This window comes from Sphingobacterium sp. MYb382, from assembly GCF_037572665.1.
Lineage (GTDB): Bacteria > Bacteroidota > Bacteroidia > Sphingobacteriales > Sphingobacteriaceae > Sphingobacterium.
Genome location: NZ_JBBGZT010000020.1, coordinates 63611 through 87714 on the forward strand (window position 1 = coordinate 63611; position 24104 = coordinate 87714).

Sequence of the window (24104 nt, forward strand, 5' to 3'; positions counted from 1 at the left end):
TTTGCATTAAGCGTTTATTGTTATTCCTAATAATGTATAAAACTCTTTTAACAGCGCTTGGTGTCCAGGCCATGCTGGCGAAGTCACTAAGTTGCCATCAACCACCGCTTGGTCTGCAGGTATATTTTTCCAGGTGCCACCGGCAAGCTCAATGTCAGGGCCTACGGCAATGTAGGCCGTTAGGGTGCGTCCTTGTAATACACGAGCTGTCGTTAATACCTGAATACCATGACAGATTGCTGCAACGGGTTTATTTTCTGTGAAGAAATGCTGCGTAAATTCTATTACTTTCTTGTTTAAGCGGATATATTCGGCAGAACGTCCTCCGGCGATGTATAAACCATCGTAATCCGCTGGGTTTACGCTATCAAAATCCTTGTTTATAGCGAAATTATGCCCACGTAGCTCTTTATAGGTTTGGTCGCCTGTAAAGTCGTGTACCGCCGTCGGTACAAAATCCCCCTTTTTACGGTCTGGAGCGATAGCGTGAACCTCAATACCAATCGATCCCATTGCTTGAAAGGGTACCATAGCCTCGTAATCTTCTACGAAGTCACCTACAATTAATAATACTTTCTTAGCCATATTCTTCAATTTTTGAGTTAATGAATTTATGCGTTTTTTGCTGCAAGTAGTCTTTTTGTCTTCCGTACTTTAGCTTCCAATTGGCTACGTAACAGCATATTGATTAATCCTTTTCCTTCTTCAAAGTTTTGGTCAAATTCAGGAACACTGAATGTCTCTAATAATTCAGCGCCATCGAATGGTAAACGTACACTCGCAATATCAAGCACCGATTGACCACCTCTTTTTCCTGGGCTTGTTGCTAAAGCAAATACCGGTTTACCGCCATATATCTTCCGATTTGGAATACGAGATACCCAATCGCTCAAATTTTTGTAGGCAGCATTGAAATTTCCGTTGTTTTCAGCAAAAGAAACCAAAATAAAGTCTGCTTCATCAATTTTAAGTGCAAAGGCATGCGCTAAAGCAGGAATTCCGCTTTCTTTTTCACGCTCCTTGGAGTAAATAGGCATCTCGTAGTCGTTAAGGTCGAGAATTTCGATGATGTCATCTGCCTCTTTATAATATTTACTTACACTCGTTATCAACTTCTTGTTGATGGAATTTGCGCTGTTGCTACCTGCAAATGCTATTATTTTCATGATTTAAATGTAGACAAAATTTTTATCTTGCATCGTCAAAATAAACTCAGATTATGAACCTTCAGAAAAATATTTTATGCTTTTACTTTTTGCTTGTTAGCTTCAGTGTAGTTGCGCAGCAGAATGAAAATTGGCGATGGATACAGCCTAGTGATATCCACGGACAGCTTACTGATGACGGAATTAGCCGTTATGGACGCTTGCCTGATGACCTTCGTGAGGTCGTAAGGGCTCCTGTTTGGAATTTAGGTACGAATAGTGCTGGTTTGTACATTGATTTTACGAGCGACACCGACTCTATACAGGTTCGCTACAAGGTGAAGGGTCCTTTAAATATGCCTCACATGCCTACTGTAGGCGTAAGTGGCCTAGATCTTTATATATTGGATCCTGCAGAAAAGGAGTGGGCATGGACCGCCGGAAAGTACGCTTTTAAAGATACGATAAGCTATACTTTCACCCATATGGGGAGTAGTCTCCATAGAACCTATCGTTTGTATTTACCGTTGTATAATACGGTTGAATGGCTCGAAATCGGGGTACCAGCACGTGCTGTCCTCGAAACGAAGGCTGTTGATAATACAAAAAAGCCCATTATTGTCTATGGTACCTCGATTGCCCAAGGCGCTTGTGCCTCTCGTCCAGGCTTAGCATGGACCAATATGCTGAATAGAGACGTTGGCAGACCTATTATTAATTTGGCTTTTTCGGGAAATGGAAGGTTAGAGCAGCCCATTCTTGAGTTGATAGCGAAGGAAGAGGCTTCCACGATTATTTTAGATTGTTTGCCTAATTTAGGCGTTGGGACGCAACGAACGGCCGAGCAAGTTGATTCGTTGATTTATCATGCCGTTACATTTTTGCGTAAAGCACAGCCGCATACACCAATTATATTGACGGAGCATAGTGCTGGTTTCGATTCTTTTGTGTTACAAGAGGAGGTTAATCGTGCTGCTGAGCAATCGACAAAAATAGCACGAGCGACTTTTAAACGATTAGAAAAAGAGGGGGTTAAAGGTATTTATCTATTAACTAATCGTGCTATAGAAATGGATCTTAACTCGACCGTAGATTACGTTCATCCTAACGATATTGGCATGATGAAGATTGCTAAAGCCTATGCAGCGTTGCTGAAACGTATACTATAGTTGATAAGTAAATAGCCTATAAAAAAATGGAGCGCTCCAAGACTGGAGCACTCCGATATAATAGGTGGTTAGTAATTTACGATTAACGTAAGAACAACAATTCACGTAATTTTGGAAGAGGCCATTTGGCATCATCAACGATTTTTTCCAATTTGTTTACGTGGTAACGAATTTCGTCGAAGTATGGTTTTACAACCTCATCGTAGCTGATAGAACGCTCGCGTACATCTTCTTGGTTATTCGCTTTTTTACGTGCCTGTCTCATCTCTTCAGATTTCTCTAGGATAAGATTCGTGTGCTTAGAGATACGCTCTACTAAGTTCAATTGCGAGCTGTATGCTTCTTTTGATAAACCTAAATCTTTTAATCCTTTTACGTTATCGATCAATTGGTTTTGGTAAACAAAACATGCAGGAGCAAAGATACTTGTTACGACCTCTTCAATCACGCGGGCTTCAATTTGTAGCTTCTTGTAGAAGTTCTCTAACAAAATCTCATGACGAGCTTCTGATTCACGTTTTGTGTAGATGCCTAAACGCTCAAATAGAGCGATAGTGTCTTCTTTTACGTAAATGTCAAGTGCTTTAGGCGTCGATTTGATGTTAGACAAACCACGTGTTTCCGCTTCTTGTGCCCACTCGTCGCTATAACCGTTTCCTTCGAAACGAATAGCTTTTGATTCTTTGATATATTTACGGACAACATTTAACAAAGCAAGGTCTTTTTTGATACCTTTTTTGATTTGTTTGTCTACTTCCGCTTTAAATTCGATAAGCTGTGCAGCAACGATAGAGTTTAAAATCGTCATTGCTTGTGCTGAGTTAGCTGAAGAACCTACTGCGCGGAATTCAAATTTGTTACCTGTGAAGGCAAAAGGTGATGTACGGTTACGGTCTGTAGTATCCAATTTCAACTCAGGAATTTTTGGAATACCATGCCATAAGTTAGCATCGTTTTTAACTTTCTTAGCTACACGTGCCGATTCTACTTCTTCTAAGATTTCATCCAATTGAGAACCTAAGAAGATAGAGATAATTGCTGGCGGAGCTTCGTTAGCACCTAAACGGTGGTCATTGCTGCTACTCGCAATAGAAGCACGCAATAAGTCAGCATGCTGGTATACCGCACGGATTGTATTCACGAAGAACGTTAAGAACATCAAGTTGTTCTTAGGTGTTTTTCCTGGCGACAACAAGTTGATGCCTGTGTTCGTGATTAACGACCAGTTGTTGTGTTTACCGGATCCATTAACACCACTATATGGTTTTTCGTGTAATAACACTTTGAAATGATGACGGATAGCTATTTGCTCCATCAAGTTCATCAACAATTGGTTGTGGTCAATGGCTAAGTTCATTTCCTCAAACATCGGTGCACACTCAAATTGAGAAGGAGCAACCTCGTTGTGGCGTGTTTTTAATGGAATACCTAATTTGATAGCCTCATTTTCTAAATCAACCATGTATGCTAATACACGCTCAGGGATAGCACCAAAATAGTGATCTTCCAATTGTTGACCTTTAGCAGAAATATGGCCAAATAAAGTACGACCTGTTAATTGTAAGTCAGGACGTGCATTGTATAAAGAAAGGTCTACCAAGAAATACTCTTGTTCGATACCTAAAGATACATTTACTTTTGTAACAGCACGATCAAAATATTGAACGACGTCTGTCGCTGCTTTATCGATTGCTGCAGTAGCTTTCAATAAAGGAGCTTTATAATCTAACGATTCACCCGTGTAGGATACAAAAACGGTAGGAATACATAAAGTCTTTCCAGCAACAGTTTCGAAGATGAACGCTGGAGATGAAGGATCCCAAGCTGTATATCCACGTGCTTCGAATGTGTTACGGATACCACCGTTCGGGAACGATGAGGCATCCGGCTCTTGCTGCACTAAAGAGTCTCCAGAGAATTTATTAATAGCATCTCCATTTTCATCAGGCTCGAAGAAAGAGTCGTGCTTTTCTGCTGTTGTACCTGTTAATGGTTGGAACCAGTGGGTGTAGTGCGTAACATCATTCTCTAGCGACCATATTTTCATAGCCTGTGCAATGTGCTCAGCAAGATCTCTTGTGATTTGAGAACCTGATTCAATTACTTGTAATAATTCTTTATGCGTACTTTTTGAAAGATAGTCTTTCATCTTAGCGATTGTAAATACGTTTTTAGCGTAGATACTCGATGCTTTCAATGATTCAACTTTTTTTGCTTCTTCAAGAGGTCTTGATACAGCAGATTCGGTGGCTTTAAATCTTAGGTTTGACATTTTTGGAAGAACTAAGTTTTTTATTTTGTGGTTTTCGTTTGTTTGATGTTGTAAATGTACATTTTTTTTTAAAAAATGGTAAAAAAAATAGAAAAATATTAATTTTTTTATTCGCAAAAACAAAAACGGCCTGTTATTGTTGATAACAGGCCGTTTTTTTAAAATGTTTTATGATTAATTTGTTTCGAATCCCCAGTCAATTCCTTTTTCAATTGCTGGTACACCAGAAGTAATCCATTTTGGTGCTGGTTTTCCTTTTAGGAAGTGGTCGAAAAACTGCGCTTGGCGAATTTGGATGTCTTTTCTGTTTTGACGTTTCATCAAATTGTGATCATCATTATTGTAGTTAAGCATCCAAACAGGCTTTTGTAGTCTTCTTAGGGCTGTAAACATTTCAATACCTTGGTACCATGGCACAGCACCATCATTATCATTACTCATAATAACGACAGGTGTCGTCACACGGTCCATAAAGAACAACGGAGAGTTCTCTACGTAAAGATCGCGATCTTCCCATAAGGTCTTTCCAATTCTAGATTGTGTGTGTTCATACTGGAACTGGCGTGATAATCCTGTTTGCCAACGAATACCACCATAAGCGGAAGTCATGTTTACAACAGGTGCTCCTGTCCATGCTGCGGCATACATATTTGTACGTGTGATCAAGTGAGCCACTTGGTAACCACCCCAGCTTTGTCCTTGGATAGCCATTTTACTAGCATCAACCCATTCATTTTTACTTAAAAACTCCATGCCCGAGTTAATATATTCTTCTGCTGATTTACCTGGATGACCAATTTCATAGTTGATATCTGGAGCAAATACTAAATATTCGTTACTTACAAAGTAAGGTATGTTTAAACGCGATGGGGTAGGCGCAGGTGCCTGGTATGTATATAAACCGTCGGTTAGTTTTTCATAGAAGTAAGCAATAATAGGGTACTTCTTATTCGGGTCGAAATTCTCCGGTTTGTACAAGATACCTTCAGCGGCATGTCCTGCCGGTGTTGTCCAATGTACCAACTCTGCTGTTCCCCAGTTGTAGTCTGCTTGTTGTGGATTGACATCTGTAAGGCGTGATTCCTTTTTGAAACTGTCTGTTACATACAAATCTGGTGATGCTGTGTAGTTTTCTTTAGTGAAAATTACGGTTTTTTGATCTGCGCTAGCTGAAAAAGCTTTAAAAGTGAACGGTTCAGACGTTACTTCAGCCGGTTTTCTGCTTTTTCCAGCACTTGTTACGAAAATACCATTGTATTTTGTCTCTTGGTTGAAAGAAGTTAAGTAGAAATTACCTTTTGTAGGTATGATAGTCGTTCTGTAACGTGGATTATCATTCTTTGTTAAGTTAAGATAACGGTAGGTTGTCTTTGAAGCACGTCCATCACCATTGGTAAGGAGTTTTTTATCCTTTCCATTTAAATCGAATGACCAAATATCGTAACGGTCATAGATGAATACTTGCTTGCCATCTTCCGACCATCCCATGATACCGTAAGGGCTAGCATAGTTCGGGCTATCATTTTCTTCATCCACAAAGCTTACCGGAAGACCGTCATTCAGACTAGCCGTGCTTTGATTCGCAATCGCATAACTATACCAGTTTGATTTGTCGCTATCCATGTAGATAACATAGTCGCCTTTCGGTGACATGGCAACAGAGCCTGTAAAGTCCTTTTTAACAAGGCGTTTTTCACCCGTAAGGGTAGATATAATATAGATATCAGAGATACCGCTACCTGTCCATTGCGTTTGTGTACGATTGCCAAAGTCACTCGTCGCTAATATCCATTCGTTATTTGCCGCATCGGTATAGCTTATTCTATTGAATTTTTCGTCAACTAAGGACAATACCGTATTGCTGTTGTTCGGATAAATAATAGCTGGGAAGCTGCGACTTTGATCACGTTTCAAATTTACAAGCTGTTGTGGCTGTAGGTAGTCTTCCTTCCAATGCCAAATATCAACTTGAGCATGTTCAAAATCAACCAAAGTAGTGTCCTTAACAGCTGGAATAGGCGCTAGTCCGAAGAATAGTTTCTGCCCATCTGCACTGAAGTTAATACGTCCGTCTCCACTGACATACCATTTCTGAGGAACACCCGTGCTTTTTTGGTCTACCAATACTGTCGCCGTATCTAAATGTGGCTTGTAGTAATAAAGCTTATAGTCTTTAAGTAATGATTTTTCTGGTGTTTTATCCGCCAAGAAAGAGAACTGCTGACCTTGGTCGTCAAATGTAAACTCTTTATAGGTACCTTTACCTTCACTAATTTTCTTGAGCTGCTTGCTTTGTAGGTTGTATAAATACAACCCATCGTCTTTCGATAAGCTGTCTTTAGCCTCATTCTTCTTACTAAAGACAAGAGCATCTTCCGTAGGGCTCCACGCATATTGGTCTACCTTCGTAAAGTTAAGGGTATCACCAGTTGCTAAATTACGGAGTACCAAAACGTCGATATTTTTCGGCTTAGCTGCTTTTTTTGTAGTATCGCTACTTTCTACTTTAGCGGCCTGCTGCGCAAGATATGCTACATAGTCGTTCTTATTTAACGCCAGTTTATAGGATTTTACGGAACCGACTTTCCATTCTTCTTTATTAAGGTTGTTTCCTATCCATAAAGAATCTTTAGGCATATCATCGGCCTTTTTCTTTTTTATTTTGGCCTGTCTAACTTGTTCGAATGTTGGCTTTATTGTGCCTAAGAAGAAGTTTTCTGTTTTGGTAAGCTGTACGTTGCTTCCTCTAGGCACGGCAAATAACGTAGCATTGTCTTTTGACTTCACTTCAAAAAGACCATCGCCTTCTTGAGGAGATACTTGATAGAAAATAAATTTGCCGCTTTTACTAATTTCGGCATTGTTTATGCTTTTCCAACCATCGTAAACCGAGTGGTCTAATGGCTTTTTTTGCGCGTAGCTACTGCTAATACTAAGAAAAGCAACCGCAACGGCCAATTTGTTAAGATACATAGAGTGAAAATTTCGAATTCGAACTAAAATATATAAAAAAAACGTAATTCAATTAGCTTTTAACTAAAAATAGGGGATATATAAGATGGAAACAAATCGTAACGTAATTGTTGCAGCTCTGGTAGGCTTATCGATTATTATTTTCGGATTGATTGTAGGGAATGCTTATAAGTTTAAGTACAAAGTCAACAATGCAATCAATGTAACGGGAAATGCGAAAAAAGACTTTGAAGCTGATATTGTGAAGTGGTCTGCTTCGTACAGCAAAAAGTCGATGGATTTAAGTGACGCTTCGGAAGAATTGAAGCAAAATCGTGAGCTTGTGAAGCGTTTTTTGGAGCAGCAAGGAATCAATCCTAAGGAAATACTTTTTAATGCAGTGAGCATTAATAGAGAGTTTGCTTATCATACCGATGCTGGTGGTAATAGCTCGAGTACATTTACGGGGTATAACTTATCGCAGTCTGTGAGTATTGAATCTAAAGAGTTAGACAAAGTCGACAATGCATCACGTGAGATTTCTACCTTGATTTCGCAAGGGGTAGAGTTGAGTTCTGATGCGCCAAGCTATTATTATTCGAAGCTGGAAGATTTAAAATTGGAGCTTATCTCACAAGCTTCTTCTAATGCGAAACAGCGCGCCGGCAATATTGCTAAAGATGCGGGCTCATCATTAGGTTCCTTATTGAAAGCTGATTTGGGCGTTTTCCAAATTACAGGGCAGAATGATAATGAAGAATATTCTTACGGAGGTGCTTTCAATACCACTTCTCGTCATAAAACAGCGAATATCACCGTGAAGACTAGCTATTTGGCTGATTAAGATTTAAGACTATGCAGGATCATCCCCAGGATGACGACAGCTATTCCGATAAGTGAAAGACTACTCGGGATAGCTGCATGCAAAAATAAGATCTCGGCAGCTAAGGCAAAGAGCACTTCAGTAGACTGCGTAGCCTCCACGGCAGCAAGTCCTTTGGGATCATGACGCACCAGCTCGGTAGCTTTGAAAAATAACCACGTGGCAATTACACCTGAAAATAAAGCTACAGTAAATGTTTGAAGAAGTAGGCTCCCTTGTGGGGCTGGATGTTCCAAGAAACCATATACACTGAGTATAATCCAAAAAGGAAGACTGGCTATCGTCATCCCAAACAAGCGTTGTAGCGTGCTTAGCTCCCCCTTTGTTAACAGCATCATTTTTCTATTCCCTAAAGGATATGCGAAAGCGGCGATAAGCAGCGGAATCGTAGCGCTTAATAAAACCGCTAAGGAAAGAGCCTTGGCTTCTGGAATTTGAAGGAGCACTATACCTAGCAGAATAATAGCAGAGAATAGCCACGTTTTTCTAGGAATAGGAGCTGCTTTTTTCTCTAGTAAAGGAGCAATGGCAATACCGGCAATCAGCGTAAGCTGCCAAGTGCCTGCCACGAGCCATGCTGGAGCAAAGGATCCGGCATAGGTGATACCTGCATAAAAAAGACCAAAGCCAATTGTGCTCCACAGAACCCAATTTCCTATATTGGCGCGCATCGCCTGCCATAATCCAGGAAGCTCACCACGTACCCACACGATAGGTAAGAGTAATAGTGTCATCCAGTAATAACGGAAAGAAGCCGACCATATCCATGAGCCTCCAGCGTCGGACATAGAGCGGTTGAGGACAAAAGTAGCGGCAAAAAAGAAGGCCGATAAGACACCCAGTAAGATTGCTTTATTCTTTATTTTCATCTTTCCGTTTAGCGGGAGGGTTTATATAAAACCTTTAGATTCTTCCATTTCGTAGACGCTATCAATTTTCCAAGTAGCTTTATCTTTTGATGCTTTTACGGCTAGTTGATCACAGCGCTCATTGAGCGGATGGCCAGCATGACCTTTTACCCATACTAGTTTTACCTTGTGTAATTTGTGTAGCGCCATAAGGCGAATCCATAAGTCTTTATTTTTTTTTCCTTGAAATCCTTTCTGCATCCACCCGTGTACCCATCTTTTATCAATGGCGTCGATAACATATTTAGAGTCTGAAAATATGGTAACCTGTTGGTTGATTGTTTTTAACGCCTCAAGACCGATAATAACCGCTAGAAGCTCCATGCGGTTATTTGTTGTTCTTCGAAAACCACCAGAAAATTCTTTTTCGATTAGTTTACCCTGATAAAGCGGGTTTGTCCCTTGGTAAATCGTTCTTAATATGGTTCCATAGCCTCCAGGGCCAGGGTTTCCGCTAGAAGCGCCGTCCGTGTATAATTCAATCATTGATTCAAAAATACAGAATATCCCGAGATAAAGAAGGTTTTAAGCGTATTTGCTAGTTTGCCTATAGCAATATATAACTTTGCGTAGAAAGCCTGTTCTTATGAATTTAAAAGAGATGCTTCCTGTCTCTTTCGCATTTGTTGAGAAAAATAATGGTTAAAAAAGGTTTCTTTATTTGAAATTATCTAAAAAAATAGACATCTTAGCCTCCACACGATAAACCAATTCATTTCATCCTTTGAACTCGCTTTATGAAAGGTAAACTTGGATACCGATTGCTCTGGGAAAGGATTAGAGAAGGGGATGAAAACGCCTTTTTTGATCTTTACGCCGCCCTTTATAAGGATTTGGTGAACTTTGGTATACGTACCTGTGGTAATGTTGATGTAGCTGGTGAGGCTACCGACCAAGTATTTGTCACCATTTGGGAGAAAAGAGATAAGCTCGATCGTGTTGAAAATGTTTCTTCCTATTTAATGACCTTTCTAAAACGAAAAATATTAAGACTTTTAGATAAACAGCAAAAGATTAACGTAGCGCTGGAGCATGTGAAGGCGGAGGATGACTGGATGGAGATGCCTTATGAGGATTTTATTATTCGCGTGCAAACCAATGAGATTATACAGCTACGCCTGAAAGAAGCTTTACAAAAGCTTACCTTCCGACAGAAACAATTGATACACTTAAAGTTTTTTGAAGGGCTTAGTTATGAGCAGATTGCAGAGGTTGCACAGGTAACAGTTAAGACTGCTTATAATACGCTGTATGATGCCCTTAAGATTTTGCGGGAAGAATTAAATGAATTTTAATCATCTGTTATTCAGTATCTTGTGAAATAGTTTAAAAAATACATAGGCAATTTTGAGTTTTTACGACACTATAGAGTAAAGACCAAAATAATGAATCTAAAAGATTATAAGGATGTTGAAGATTTCCTAATCGACAATACCTTTCAAGCATATTGTGCGGAGTCCAATGAACAGTGTGTGCGCTACTGGGAGAATTATGCCATGGCTCATCCTGATCGTCAGGAAACAATGCAACGCGCGAAACGCCTATACCATATCCTAGCGGGGCATAAAAAGCCCATGCAGCAACAACTTACTTCGTTAAAAGGTCGTATTGCCGAAGAAGAACAAGTGCGTAAAGATAAACTTACCATCCGTTGGCCTCGTATTTTTCAAGTTGCCGCTGCCTGTACGCTTATTGGATTTGGCTACCTATGGTATACACAAAGACAGGGAGAGCCCGTGCAAGAAGAGCGCTTGATGTCTACCAACATAATAACCTACCAAACGAAAAAAGGCGAAAAAAAGGAATTTGAATTGCTTGATGGTACCCGTGTGGTCTTAAATTCTGATTCCCGACTAGAGGTGGAGGATGCTTTCAATGATGTAGACCGTCACGTAAACTTGGTGGGAGAGGCTTTTTTTGAGGTCGCTAAAGATAAAAGCAAGCCTTTTTTCTTGCATACCAACGATTTTGATATTCGCGTGCTTGGTACCAGCTTTAACGTGAAGTCTTACCCTGATGAGTTGTTGTCTGAGGCTTTATTGGTTGAGGGGGTTATTGAGATGAAAAGTAAAGGTGAAAATGAGAACTCTATCATTGTGAAACCTAACCAAAAGGTAACGATCTACAGACAAGCCGTTGAAGATAAGCCTAAAGTCGACCTTGGAAAAAAACAAACCGTAAAAATTGCCCTTAAAGAAATTGCTATTCAAGATGTCGCCGAGCATAAAGAGGAAGAATTAACCCCAGATATTGCATGGAAAGAGAATCGACTAGCACTAGTAGATCAAGATTTCGCCTCTTTAAAGCGTATTCTCGAGCGTTGGTATGACGTTGATATCGAGCTGGATGGGAGTAAAATTCAACACTATAGATTTACGGCAACCTTTAGTAAAGAAAGTATAGAGCAGGTATTAAATGCTTTGCAGAAAGTTCAACCCTTTAAATATGAGAGATATGGAAGAAAAATAACTATTTACGAAAAATAAAAAAGGATGGTGCTCGAACACCATCCCAAGATCAGATTTGATAAAGGCAGTATCCAACTCGCTAAACCTGGACTGCCGAATTATAAACTTAACCAAACACTAAAATATGATTAAAAATGGCTTCATGCAAGTGCATTTACTTTATCGTATGCACTTTAGATTCATTATTCGGATGAAACTAACCTTGATTATGATGGCCTTTGCACTCACCAATGTGATGGCAAACGCCTATTCGCAACAGAAAATCTCCTTGGATGTACAAAAAACCAAGTTGAGTAAGATTCTTAAATTAATTGAAGAAAAAAGTGATTTTTACTTTGTTTATAGCGCAACCAATGAAAACTTAAATAAAGAACTTAGCTTAAATGTAGAAAACGCAAAAATTGTGGATCTACTTCCTCGTTTATTTCATAAAACGGGATTACAATATTCTGTATCTAATGAAGGTCTTGTTGTTGTTTCCGAACAGCAACAGCTACAAGTGCGTGGTGTCGTTGTAGATGCTAAAGGAAATCCTTTAGCTGGCGCTACAGTTCGACTAAAAGGAACACAAGTAGCGAAGGCAACAGATATCAATGGTCGTTTTGCAATAGATGCTGTTTCAGGTAATATCCTGGTTGCTTCTTTTGCGGGTTATATTATGCAAGAAGTTGAAGCAACGAGTAAAGGGGAGATGCGTATTGCTTTGACGGAAGATTTGCATATGCTAAATGAGGTCGTTGTTACCGCTTTAGGCGTTGCCAAAGAAAAACGTTCTTTAGGATATTCTGTTACACAAGTACAAGGAGAGACGCTGACACAGGCACGCGAAAATAACGTGATGAACTCTCTTGTTGGTAAAGTTGCAGGTTTAGATATTACAGGCACTTCAGGTGGAGCGGGGTCTGCTACAAATGTTATGATTCGTGGTGTATCTAGTTTAAGTCAGACGAATCAACCCTTGTATGTTATCAATGGTGTTCCTATTGAGAGTAAGCCTGTAGGTCAAGGTAATTTAAACTCCAGAGGTAATTCAGGTAGTCAGTGGGATAATGCGCCCGATTTAGGTGATGCTATAAGTAACATCAATCCGGATGATATTGAGAGTGTTTCCGTTTTGAAAGGTGCTGCAGCATCGGCTCTTTACGGATCACGCGCAAAAGCGGGTGTTATCTTGATTACGACAAAATCGGGAAAAGGTAACTCCATTGATTTCAGTAGCAATTTTGTTGGTGAGCGTATTATCGATCAAACGGATTGGCAAACGACTTATGGACAAGGGGCGAATGGTGAAAAACCATTAACAGCGCTTGCCGCAGCTCAGGTTGGAGGTTCTAGTTGGGGAGCTAAGCTTGATGGTTCTGATGTTGTACAGTTTGATGGTGTAGCACGTCCTTATTCCGCGCAAAAGGGGAATCTTGGTCGTTTCTATCGTTCTGGAAATACATGGACAAATAGCATCGCCTTGAATAAAACGTTTGATGGGGGCTCTATTCGTTTATCGGCAACCGATGTAAATAATAAGTCGGTAGTCCCAAATTCAGGCTTGAAGCGCCAATCATTTGCTTTGGTAGGTACGTTCGAACCTTTTAAAGGACTGAAAATTGATGGACGCATGAACCAAATATTAGAGTCTGTGAAAAATAGACCTATGGTTTCTGATGGGGCAGGTAACTCCAATTATAACGTGATGTTTCTGCCAACTTCGCTTAATGTAAACACCTTGAATCCGTGGAAAGATGCTGAAGGAAACGAAATACTTTACAATAGCGGAAATGTGTTTGCTACGAACCCTTGGTTTGCAGCTTACGAGTTTCAAAATAATACCAAGCGTGATCGTAATATCTCGTCGATTACTGCACGCTATACTTTTGATAACGGCTTGTTTTTCCAAGGTAGAGCGGGAAGAGATGGGTATACAGATAATTACTTACACGTTTTACCTTCCGGAACGGGCTACTACCCTAATGGTAAAATTGCAGATCAAAATTCAAAATTTACGGATATCAATGTCGATGGTTTAGTAGGTAAAACATTCAGTTTTGGTGATTATGCTATTACGCCAAATATCGGTGCTAGTTATCGCCATTTAGAAAGTTCGGTTATTACGAATCAAGGTACTGACTTTGCTTTATTTGGAAAATACGATATCTTAAATGCCGTAAACAAATCTTTACTTATGGGTAAGGAGCGCTCAGAAACACAGTCTTTATATGGAACGGTAGAGTTTGCTTATAAAGATGTGTTGTATTTGAATGGTAGTTTGCGTTCGGACTGGTTTTCTACTTTAGCAACGCCAGGTTTTGATAATAAGTTGAATACCGTTTATCCTGCTGTGAGTACTTCATTTGTTTTCTCGGAATATGTGAAGCCTTCTTGGTTGAATTTCGGTAAGCTACGTGCTGGTTTCGCTAAAGTCGGACAAGCGACGAGTCCTTATCAAACAGCTTTAGGCTATCTGCTACGTAGTGAAAGCTTAAATGGCAAGCCATTGGGAAACATCTACAATATGGATGTACCTAATTCTGGCCTTATAGCATCATCGGCGCGAGAGTTGGAGATTGGTACGGAGTTACGTATGTTCAACGACCGATTGAACATTGATTTTACTTGGTATAGCAAAAAATCGAAAAATGAAATATCTAGTATTTTGACTCCTTCATCCACAGGTTATGCGGGTGCAATTTTAAATGCTGGAGAGATTCAAAATAGAGGTGTCGAGTTACTTATTTCTGGCGCTATTGTTAAACACGAAAACTTTAAATGGTTCTCTTCTTTTAATGCGAGTTATAATGTTAACAAGCTCTTGTCGTTGGCCAACGGTATGTCGGGAGAGCAGTTGCACGGTACTTCACGTTCGGGCGTTGGTTTCCTAATGAGTGAAGTCAACAAACCGATGTTTCAAGTAGCAGCCTTTGATTATAAGTATGATGATAAAGGTGAAATCGTTTACCTTGCTGATGGTTCTCCAGCGCGTGGCGACCTAAAAACTTACGGTTCAAGTGTCAATAAATGGTTTGCAGGATGGAATAACGAATTCAGCTATAAAAACCTAAACTTGTCATTCTTAATTGATGGTAAATTTGGTGGAAAGATGTTTACAGCAACAGATTACTACGGTTACATCTCAGGTTTGCATAAAGAAACCTTGGAAAGACGCGAAGAACTGGGACGTACAGCTGCAACGTATTATACTAACGTAGCTAATAATACATCGCATAGATTCGTTCAAAGTTCCGATTTTATAAAGCTTAGACAGGTTGTTATCGGTTACAACTTCCCTGTTAATATGTTTAATAATAAAGTGAAATCCCTAAATGTTAGTTTGGTAGGAAGAAACTTATTGGTGCTGATGAAAAAGACGCAAAATGTGGATCCTGAATCCAGCTACAATGCGACAGTGCCTGGTTTGGAGCTCGGTGGGGTACCTGCTGTGCGTACTTTCGGAGCTAACCTAAGTGTAAAATTCTAAAGATTGTAACCATGAGAAAAATAAATAAACTTACTATAACATCTTTCTGTTTGGGCGCTTTGCTAGCAACATCCGGATGCACGAAAGATTTTGTTGATATTAATACAAATCCGTTGACTTCTCCGGCGAAGGAGTTTGATCCCAATTTTGTATTTACTAGTGCGCAACTAAATTATACGGGAAGTACCGATTTTGCCTATGATACATGGCGTGGTAACTTAATTTATTCGGGAACGATGATGCAAGGTTTGTCCACCGTTATCAGCTATTGGGCAGGCGATAAGTATATCTTGAATCAAGATTATACGACGGCTTATTGGGGAACTACAGCTGTAGGAGCCTATATTGAGCAGGTACGTTTTATTGTAGATGTAGTGGAGTCAACAAAAGGACTCCCTCATTATGCGAATTTGCATAATGCTGCCCGTATTTGGAAGGCTGTTATTTTTGCGCGTTTGACCGATTTATATGGAGATGTTCCTTATTCAGAAGCTGGATTGGGCTACTATGAAAAGATATTTCGTGTTAAATATGATAAGCAACAGGATATCTACAACTCGTTGTTGAAAGAGGTAGATGAGGCATCGGCAGCATTGACTACAACAGGCGATGTTATAAAAGGCGATGTCATTTATAAAGGTGATATTGCGAAGTGGAAGATGTTTGCCAATTCTTTTATGCTGCGGTTAGCGATGCGCTTGGTGAAAGTGGATGATGCAAAAGCGAAGGAATACGCACAAAAGGCTATTGGTAAAACATTGGCATCTAATGCTGATAATGCCATAGTTAAGCATGACCGTTCTGGAGCAAGAGTAACTCAAAACCGGAATAGCCAAGTGTTGTTGGGCGATGGAGGTCAGGAAAACTACTATGTTAAATGGTCGAATACCTTTATTAATTTCTTGAAAACAACCAACGATCCACGTTTGGGTAAAGTGGCGGTAACGAAGTTATGGCTTACTGATGCTGCGAAAGATGAAAAAGGTCAAAATCCTGATTTCAATGCTACGCCTGCTGTACAGAAAGGAATGCCTAATGGTAAGGATTTAGGTACAAATCCGCTGTATGCTATTTCTAGCGACCCTTCCTACACAAGTTTTCTAGACTACTCGTCTCCACATCCAGCGATGATTACACGTGATGGTCCTACGTTTATTTTGACGTATGCGGAAACAGAGTTTTTATTAGCGGAAGCTGCTGTACGTTGGGGGATTGGTGGTTCGGCTCAAGATCACTATAACAATGCGATAAAAGGCGCATTGACCAACCTTGGTCAGTATTCCGACGCTTTAAATGTGTCTGATGCTGATGTGGCGACCTATTTGGCGGCTAATCCATTTAAACCGGCTGAGGCTTTGAAGCAAATTAATTATCAATATTGGGCACATACCATTACTTTGTTGGATTTTTACGAAACATGGTCTAATTGGAAGCGTACAGGGTATCCAACGTTGACACCTGTTGTTTATCCAGGGAATGCGACAAATGGCACTATTCCGAGACGTTTTCCGTATCCAGTTAGTGAAGCTGCTGTAAATGGTGAGTTCTATAAGCAAGCGTCAGCCGCTGTGCCGGGTGGTGATTTGCTGTCGGGACGTGTTTGGTGGGATAAATAAAAATGTATAATTTTACTTAATGAACCTGCTTGGAGGCGTATAGGCTTCTAAGCGGGTTTGTTTTTTTTCAACCTATTTAAACTCTTCTTATGATTCGTTATTTATGTGCAGCTTTCGTCTGCTTACTGTTATTTTGGTCTTGTGTAGCGACCGAAAATAAATCAACACCACAAACCTTACAAGGTACCTACCGTTTGCTTGAAAGTACCACTATAAAAGGTAATGACACTTTGTATCAAAAGCAAGATACGAGCAAAGTGGAGATGATCAAAATGTTTAACGCTACACGTTTCTCATTCTTTAATCATGACCGCACACAAGGAAAAGATAGTACAGCCTTGTTTGTCAGTGGCGCAGGACGTTACAACCTAACTGGTGACGTCTATGTAGAGCATTTAGATTTCTGTAATTTCCGTGAATGGGAGGGTAAGACTTTTCATTTTACCTTAAAGCAGCAAGGCGATACTTTGATTCAGGAAGGAGTAGAAGAATTGCCGGAGCTAGGGGTTAAGCAGTTTATCATAGAGAAGTATCTGAAAATAGATTAGTCACTAAAGCTAAATAATAAAGGCCATTCATCGAATGGCCTTTATTATTTATTTAGACTGTTTTCTTTTCTGAACAATCAAATAGCTGATGTAAAGAATGACTAACCAAATAGGGATAAGTTCAACGGATATTTTCAATCCTGTAAACCACATCATCACCAACACACCGAAGAGAAACAGCAAACTGATGTAGTTGCTCCACGGGAAGAAAATGGATGGAAATATAGATTTTTCACCTTTCTCTTGTGTCTTTTTCTTGAAGAACAAATGGGTGAAGCATATCATAATCCAGTTGATAACTAAAGAAGAAACAACCAAGCTCATTAATATTTCTAATGCTTTCTCGGGTATGATTTTATTAATTAAAATACAGATAGCAACTAAGGCTGCGGATACCAAAATAGCATTAACAGGCGAATAGTTTTTGTTTAGCCTCGTTAAGAATTTAGGAGCATTGCCCTGTTCAGCCAATCCATAAAGCATACGCGAATTGCTATACACACAGCTGTTGTATACCGATAGTGCAGCTGTCAAAACGATAACGTTAAGAACGTTAGCAATGATATTGGTAAAGAAATAGGTTTGACCAAAGGCTTCAAATTGTAAACCTTTAAGACTCGCGAAAACTTCCACAAAAGGGCTTGTATCCTGCGTAATATGACGCCAAGGCATCAATGAGAATAAAATTACCAAAGAGCCAATATAGAAAATCAAAATGCGCCACAACACCTGGTTAGTTGCTTTAGGGATATTTTTCTCTGGGTTTTCTGCTTCCGCAGCCGTGATACCAACGAGTTCTAATCCGCCGAAGGAGAACATAATCATCACTAAGGCTGCTAGCAATCCTTGGTAGGATCCATCTTCCGCAAAATTGAGCCATCCTTTCGGAAAGAAGCCCCCATCGTTTACTAAGTTTTGTACGGTCGCTTGTTCACCAGCACTACCGCTTATAAGGAGGTAGCCACCAAAGATAATCATGGCGATAATGGCCACGACTTTAATAATGGAAAACCAAAATTCGGTTTCACCGTATACTTTTACAGAAGCTAGGTTGAGTGCATTAATAATAACAAAGAAAAATAAACTCGATACCCATAGCGGGATTTCTGGCCACCAAAAGTGAACATAATGACCTATAGCCGTAAGCTCCGCCATACTCACCAAGAGGTATAAAACCCAGTAGTTCCATCCCGAAGCATAACCCGCAAAAGGACCCCAATATTTATTGGAGAAGAAGCTGAAGCTTCCAGATACGGGTTCATGGACGACCATTTCTCCTAGCTGACGCATGATGAAAAAGGCGATGATTCCCGCGATGGCATAGCCCAAGATAACAGATGGACCAGCGAGTACAGCCGCCTTTCCAATGCCCAAAAATAAACCGGTACCAATGGCACCGCCCAATGCAATTAATTGAATATGTCTATTGCTCAAACCACGTTTAAGCTTTTTGTTTTCTGAAGAATTTTCCAAGGTGATATTTAGTTATGCTTATTATGTATGCTTGTTTCTGAGAATCCGACAAGTTCATCCCAATAGGTGCCCATACGGCGGTTATAGATTAGTATTTGATAGTCATTTCCTGTTTGGAAATGGCTGCCCGAGAAACGGTCGGTTTGTACTTTACCATTCGTGTCTTCTAGGACGTAGTCGTAGTCGTAGAGTCCTTGCTTAAGCTTAAGCTTCACTTGCCACAAACCGAGGTCGGTATTGTAGCTTAGCTGATTTTCGGGGCTACGCGCATAATCGTTGAAGCCTCCAACGATATAGATTTTTCCATTTATTGTAGGTTCCGTCTTTAGCGAGAAGGTTACTTCCGCATAGTCGCCCATATTTTGTTGCTCTTCATGGTCGCGATTACGGATATAGAAACGGCCATTTTCATCAAACGTACCGCCATAGGTCTGTCCTGTTTTATCCTCGTCTATTTGTGCTGTAATATGTGCGATAGAATCAATCGTAACACTGCTTACCCCATCAGAGGCAAAACGGAAGCTACGGATATCGATATAGCGAAATTCGTTATTACCTTTAAAGTCTAGCGTTTCGGGGTTGTTATAGCGGAACTCATTGGCCGCTACAAAGCTAGGTGTTTGCAGCTGCATTTGGTAGTCAGGACGCTGGTTCTGCTTCACGACAACATTCAGGTCGCGCTGCGGATTGTTGATCGTTAGCCCTGTTTTTAGGGTCACATTCATCTTTTGATTCTGCATCCGCAAAGCCACTTGTGTTGACTGTTGAATGGTGCTACTGACGTTCACCAAATTGTTCATTACATAGAAACGCTGCGTCAGTACTAATCGATCTTTATCGGCATCTTCATACACTTTTAACAGGTAGTTGCCGGCCAATTTTGGCTTTATATTTTCCGTAGGGAAGGATATGGTATAGTTTGTATAGGTTTGCAAGGTCCCCATTGGTGCCGTAAACTTGTCGATACGGTCTTCATTAAAACCTTGCACGTAGTCCAAAACAGAGGTACGACTAGGTGTCCAGTCCATATTGCAGTGCTCAATACTGATGTAGTAGTTGCGCACATCAGCACGTAGGTCATCGAATGATAGTAATAGCTGGTCGGCACTGCCCAGCGCATAAACAGGAAGTCTGCTTTCTTTGCCCGAAGGGTAGAATTGAACGGTTTTAATGGCAGGTAGGTAGCTCTTGTTTGCATAAACCAACTCCTGACGTGGAGAGCGCTCGAAGGTCTTTTTCTCCTTCTTTTTCTTCTGTCCAAAGGCAATTGTCACCATACACATAAGCGCAAGGAAACAAGCCGGCTTCAGCAAGTGGTACATCTTCATAAATGTAAAAATAATAAAACCCCTTAATCAATTGTCTTTTTGTGGTGATTATTTTGTTTTATGCCCTGTAGGGTAAGCTTGGCGATGAATTTAAGTGCTGAAGGTATACTTTAGGAAATGATTGCTTATTTTGGCCTACGCTTAATAAATAAATTAAGAATTTGAATAATAGTCTATGGTGTTTGATACGGAATATAAGAATGCAATAGCTCTTTTGCCTGCAAAAGAGAAGGATAAACTGCTATTAAGGCTGTTGAGAAAAGACATGATTCTAGCTAAGCGTTTGTATTTTGAATTGGTGAGTGAAGATACGGTAGAGGAGCGAAGAGAGGAGATGGAAGACTACCTAGAAGCACAAGTGGCTACCTGTAGTCATAGTCGTAGCACGGCCAAGCAGATTTTGTTAGCGCTGCGCACGATGAGTAAAAGCATTACAGAGCATGTAAAAGTCACGAAGGATAAATTTGGTGAGGCTAGTCTTAATTTGTTGATGCTGAATATCACCTTGCGAGAGTGCAGGGCGCAAATACTTAATGCAAATGCAAACCTCGCTTATCGTTTGGACATGTATATCGTTGTGCGTACGTTCAAGATATTGATGCTCATCAACACTTTGCATGAAGATTTTGCTATTGAATTTGAAGATGGACTAAATGAGCTGCGGAATCATTATGATGAGCACCCTCGCTTGCGTGCCTTGGCAATCAACAATAGAATAGCTATGTCATGGCTAGCCTACGATCAGATTCCAGAAGATATCGCCCAGCTTAACAAAGAGGCGCGAGCGGCGGGATTGTTGCGTTAATACGTTGTTTCTTTTCTATTAAATAAGAAAAAAAGCCTCCAAAGTTTATCATTCTTTGGAGGCTTTTTTTGAAAAATTGCTATTTAATAAACGTTAACCTGTTTATCCTTTGGATACTTCAAGGTATATCCAAATTTCAGCTTTTGTGTAGATCCTGCAGGTACTTTTACTTTCCATGTTAAGATACCCGTTTCTTTGTCGATGGAGGCGCCAGATGTTTCATCTAGATTAACCTCTAAAGATTTATCCGTACTCAATGGATATTGCTCTTTAACAGTTATTTCAACGGCTGTTTTCTTATTGTTCTTAATGCTTATTTCGTAAGCTAATGTTTGTCTTTTGCTACTTCCCAATGTTTTCGTTTGTGAAAGATCATTTAACTTTTCACGCTTCACGGCTATCATTTTATCGCGGCCTAGGCTTAGCTTTAAAGTGTCTGTAGCTTCATTTGGATTGATGTAAGTCTTTCCAACCAGCATATTCTCTAGAAATACATTTGCCTGTCCTGGGATAAGATTTAGCGACTCATAGTCCGTTAACTCCGCCACTAAGAATACATCTTGATCTTGACGTGGTGCTACAAAATATTCATAGTTTGCCGCTTGGCTAAACTCTTTCAGGCTAACGCTGTGAGCTCTACCATTAGAAGCTACGCTATAGGGAATATCAATATCAAAAGTAGCACTCAGCTGATTTTCATTTTGCTGTACAAAATTGTTTAAAGCTGCTCTTTTAACAGTAGGGCTAGCGGCCATATCTTTGTTGGTTGAGATGCCTCGTACCATCACTACTTCATTTAACTCGCCATATCCAGCACTTGTATTCGGCTGGTAATAATAAAGATGCCACGGCTGCACCGTTGGCGCTATACCTGCCGCAGAAGGGTTGCTTGTCGAAAGTCTAAGTTTCACTTTTTCCCAGTCTACCCCCGTCGATTGGTTGACATTCGCTTTATAGACAATCTGTAGTGGGCTTTTGGTATCTTGAGCACGCAAGTCGTAGGCTGCAGTCCAGCCCGCGTTGGCCGTTGTATAGCTAATTTGGAAATCTTGATTTCCCGCTTGGTTGGCAAGCACCTGCACCAAAAGCTGTCCGCCAGCAGCAGAGTTCTGTCCTTTTACCTCATTAAATTGTACCTGTGCTTTGTTCACCTGTGCTTGTTGGTCAGAAATTTTTTCATCCAAACTGGTGATGGTATTTTTTGTAGCTAAGTATTTTGGTTTGTAATACTCGGTCATCTTAATCAATTCAGCTACCGTACTGCCTGAATTTTCACGCGCTACGCGTTGATTTTCTTCGAGCAATTTCAGCATGCTCTCTTCTGTAGCTTTTTCATTTTCTAAAGCCTTAAGGTCAGCTTGTGCCTTTTTATAAACACGCTCCGCTTGTAAGTACTCGGTCGTTTTGCTATCTGTCTCCAGATAGTTGGTTGCTGGGCGTACGGAAAGAACGGTAACGTTTGGCCCTGCACCAATCTGAATGCTATTCTGATCGAGGTTGTTAGCTACATGGGTAAAAACGATTTCGCTCGTTCCCGATGGCAACGTCACCTTAGCGCGATGGTTTAATTCTGCTGCTCTAGAAAAGACTGTTACTTCTTGCAGGTCAGCTTTTGCGACAATGGATTTCTGCGCATAAAGCAGGTTGGACAATAAGATTCCGCTGGATAATACTAAGATGTTTTTTATCATAAAGCCTTGCTTAAATTTACTGTTATACATACACCTTCCTTTTTAGCGTATAACGCATTCAAAGGGTGTGTATAGGGTAATAGACGTCTTTTTTGCGTAAAAGATTAATTGCTTTCTTTTTAATCGAAAAAAATAAAGTAATTCACTAACTTGTTGTACCCTTATAAAGTTAATTGTTTCCTTAACTAAAAGGTTTATACATAATAAAATATGACGACAATGAAGCGTATTTGCTATCTGCTTTTATTTACCTGTTTTTATGGATTAAGTAGTTCATTTTTGCTTGCACAGGAATTACAGCCAGGCTTTGACACCAAAGAATATACGGAGTTGCTAAAGCTTATCACCGCCTCTTCTGAATCCGCCGCCAAGGCGAAAACCATTCCCGCACCAGAGTCTAAACTTCAATATCGTAGTAAAGAGATGGGCCTAGCCAACCTATGGGAGCTGTGGATGAAAGATCAGCATACTGCGGTGCTCTGTACCCGTGGTACAACAGGGGAGTCTAAAAGCTGGTTTGCCAACCTATATGCCGCTATGGTGCCTGCACAAGGCGAATTGCATATCGCTAACGATTTTACTTTTAGTTACCAGCTTACTAGCGACCCTAAAGCTGCGGTGCATGTTGGCTACCTGATTAGTACGGCCTTTCTGTCGCGCGATATGCTACCTAAGATAGACTCTTGCTACAAAGCCGGTATTCGCGATATAATCATCACCGGCCATAGCCAAGGTGGTGGTATCAGTTACCTCCTTACAGCTTATTTCCACAGCCTGCAAAAAGAAGGACGCCTGCCTAAAGATATTCGTTTTAAAACCTATTGTAGCGCACCGCCAAAACCCGGTAATTTAGAATTCGCTTACGCGTATGAGAAAATGACGCAAGGAGGATGGGCTTTTCATGTGTCCAATACGGAAGACTGGGTGCCTCAGGTTCCTTTTTCGGTGCAGACTGTAGGTGATTTTCCTGCTGTAAGTCCGGTGCCGCTGGTTGAAGGGATTATTGCTAAGCAAAGTTTCTTTAAGCGTTTCTTTGGTAAGATTATGATTAAAAAAGCGAAGAAGCCGTCCGAAAAAACAGTCGCTACCTATCAAAAGTATTTAGGGAAAGGCATGGTAAAAGAAGTGAAGAAATACTTGCCCGAATTTGTGGAGCCTAAATATGCGCCTTCTAACAACTATGTGCGTACTGGGATTCCTATTGTGCTTTATCCAGATGCTAACTATTACGAGAAGTTTAAAGCGGGCGAAAAGCTAGATATGATGCTGCATCATTCGATTCCTCCTTATTATTACTTGATAAATCATTATTTGGATAAGTAGAAAGAAAACAAGAGGAGGGAAGAGATTGTTACAGATTTTAAAGAAAAGCACATC

The 24104-nt window shown here is 40.3% G+C and carries 18 protein-coding genes; 9 read left to right on the top strand and 9 right to left on the bottom strand.

What is annotated here, in order from left to right:
• Window positions 1-6 precede the first annotated feature (6 nt).
• The gene (locus WH223_RS08750; protein ID WP_340047201.1) at window positions 7-585 is read right to left on the bottom strand and encodes a DJ-1/PfpI family protein; all 579 of its coding nucleotides are present in this window, start codon (window positions 583-585) and stop codon (window positions 7-9) included.
• A 26-nt stretch (window positions 586-611) separates the two neighbouring features.
• Window positions 612-1166, bottom strand: a complete 555-nt coding sequence (locus tag WH223_RS08755; RefSeq protein ID WP_340047202.1) for an NADPH-dependent FMN reductase — start codon at window positions 1164-1166, stop codon at window positions 612-614.
• Window positions 1167-1219: 53 nt separating this feature from the next.
• On the opposite strand from WH223_RS08755, the gene WH223_RS08760 reads away from it, so the two are divergent.
• Window positions 1220-2314 carry an SGNH/GDSL hydrolase family protein gene (locus tag WH223_RS08760; RefSeq protein WP_340047203.1) on the top strand — a complete coding sequence of 365 codons (1095 nt, stop codon included), beginning with the start codon at window positions 1220-1222 and terminating at the stop codon, window positions 2312-2314.
• 82 nt (window positions 2315-2396) lie between these two features.
• Here WH223_RS08760 and WH223_RS08765 read toward each other — a convergent pair whose 3' ends face one another.
• Entirely contained in the window at window positions 2397-4586 is a 2190-nt protein-coding gene (locus WH223_RS08765; protein WP_340047204.1) for a glutamine synthetase III family protein, read from the bottom strand.
• A gap of 174 nt (window positions 4587-4760) precedes the next feature.
• Window positions 4761-7559, bottom strand: coding sequence for a S9 family peptidase (locus tag WH223_RS08770; RefSeq protein WP_340047205.1), 2799 nt, complete (start codon window positions 7557-7559; stop codon window positions 4761-4763).
• 85 nt (window positions 7560-7644) lie between these two features.
• On the opposite strand from WH223_RS08770, the gene WH223_RS08775 reads away from it, so the two are divergent.
• On the top strand, window positions 7645-8382 hold the full coding sequence (locus WH223_RS08775) for an SIMPL domain-containing protein (RefSeq protein ID WP_340047206.1): 738 nt from the start codon (window positions 7645-7647) through the stop codon (window positions 8380-8382).
• Here the strand turns inward: WH223_RS08775 and WH223_RS08780 are convergent.
• Both WH223_RS08780 and rnhA read right to left on the bottom strand, forming a co-directional pair.
• A complete protein-coding gene (locus WH223_RS08780; protein ID WP_340047207.1) occupies window positions 8379-9290 on the bottom strand; it encodes a DMT family transporter in 912 nt (303 codons plus the stop codon). The genes WH223_RS08775 and WH223_RS08780 overlap by 4 nt on opposite strands.
• A gap of 21 nt (window positions 9291-9311) precedes the next feature.
• Window positions 9312-9815, bottom strand: a complete 504-nt coding sequence (gene rnhA, locus WH223_RS08785; protein WP_340047208.1) for a ribonuclease HI — start codon at window positions 9813-9815, stop codon at window positions 9312-9314.
• Between the two features lie 251 nt (window positions 9816-10066).
• Here rnhA and WH223_RS08790 point away from each other — a divergent pair, with 251 nt between their 5' ends.
• The 5 genes from WH223_RS08790 (at window position 10067) to WH223_RS08810 (ending at window position 17430) form a co-directional block, all read left to right on the top strand.
• A complete protein-coding gene (locus WH223_RS08790) occupies window positions 10067-10624 on the top strand; it encodes an RNA polymerase sigma factor (protein ID WP_340047209.1) in 558 nt (185 codons plus the stop codon).
• A 90-nt stretch (window positions 10625-10714) separates the two neighbouring features.
• Window positions 10715-11815: a FecR family protein gene (locus WH223_RS08795; RefSeq protein ID WP_340047210.1), complete on the top strand. Its 1101-nt coding sequence runs from the start codon at window positions 10715-10717 to the stop codon at window positions 11813-11815.
• Between the two features lie 148 nt (window positions 11816-11963).
• Window positions 11964-15266, top strand: coding sequence for a SusC/RagA family TonB-linked outer membrane protein (locus tag WH223_RS08800; RefSeq protein ID WP_340047211.1), 3303 nt, complete (start codon window positions 11964-11966; stop codon window positions 15264-15266).
• 11 nt (window positions 15267-15277) lie between these two features.
• Complete coding sequence (locus WH223_RS08805) at window positions 15278-16882, top strand: SusD/RagB family nutrient-binding outer membrane lipoprotein (RefSeq protein ID WP_340047212.1); 1605 nt, start codon at window positions 15278-15280, stop codon at window positions 16880-16882.
• A gap of 89 nt (window positions 16883-16971) precedes the next feature.
• On the top strand, window positions 16972-17430 hold the full coding sequence (locus WH223_RS08810) for a hypothetical protein (RefSeq protein WP_340047213.1): 459 nt from the start codon (window positions 16972-16974) through the stop codon (window positions 17428-17430).
• Between the two features lie 48 nt (window positions 17431-17478).
• Here the strand turns inward: WH223_RS08810 and WH223_RS08815 are convergent, their stop codons facing one another.
• The gene (locus WH223_RS08815; protein ID WP_340047214.1) at window positions 17479-18903 is read right to left on the bottom strand and encodes an amino acid permease; all 1425 of its coding nucleotides are present in this window, start codon (window positions 18901-18903) and stop codon (window positions 17479-17481) included.
• 8 nt (window positions 18904-18911) lie between these two features.
• Window positions 18912-20231 (bottom strand): type IX secretion system plug protein, encoded by a 1320-nt coding sequence (locus tag WH223_RS08820; RefSeq protein WP_340047215.1) that lies wholly within the window; start codon window positions 20229-20231, stop codon window positions 18912-18914.
• 175 nt (window positions 20232-20406) lie between these two features.
• On the opposite strand from WH223_RS08820, the gene WH223_RS08825 reads away from it, so the two are divergent.
• Complete coding sequence (locus tag WH223_RS08825) at window positions 20407-21036, top strand: hypothetical protein (RefSeq protein WP_340047216.1); 630 nt, start codon at window positions 20407-20409, stop codon at window positions 21034-21036.
• Window positions 21037-21119: 83 nt separating this feature from the next.
• Here WH223_RS08825 and WH223_RS08830 read toward each other — a convergent pair whose 3' ends face one another.
• Window positions 21120-22727, bottom strand: coding sequence for a DUF4139 domain-containing protein (locus WH223_RS08830; RefSeq protein WP_340047217.1), 1608 nt, complete (start codon window positions 22725-22727; stop codon window positions 21120-21122).
• 219 nt (window positions 22728-22946) lie between these two features.
• Between WH223_RS08830 and WH223_RS08835 the strand changes: the two genes are divergently transcribed.
• Entirely contained in the window at window positions 22947-24050 is a 1104-nt protein-coding gene (locus WH223_RS08835; RefSeq protein ID WP_340047218.1) for a lipase family protein, read from the top strand.
• The last annotated feature ends 54 nt before the right edge of the window (window positions 24051-24104 follow it).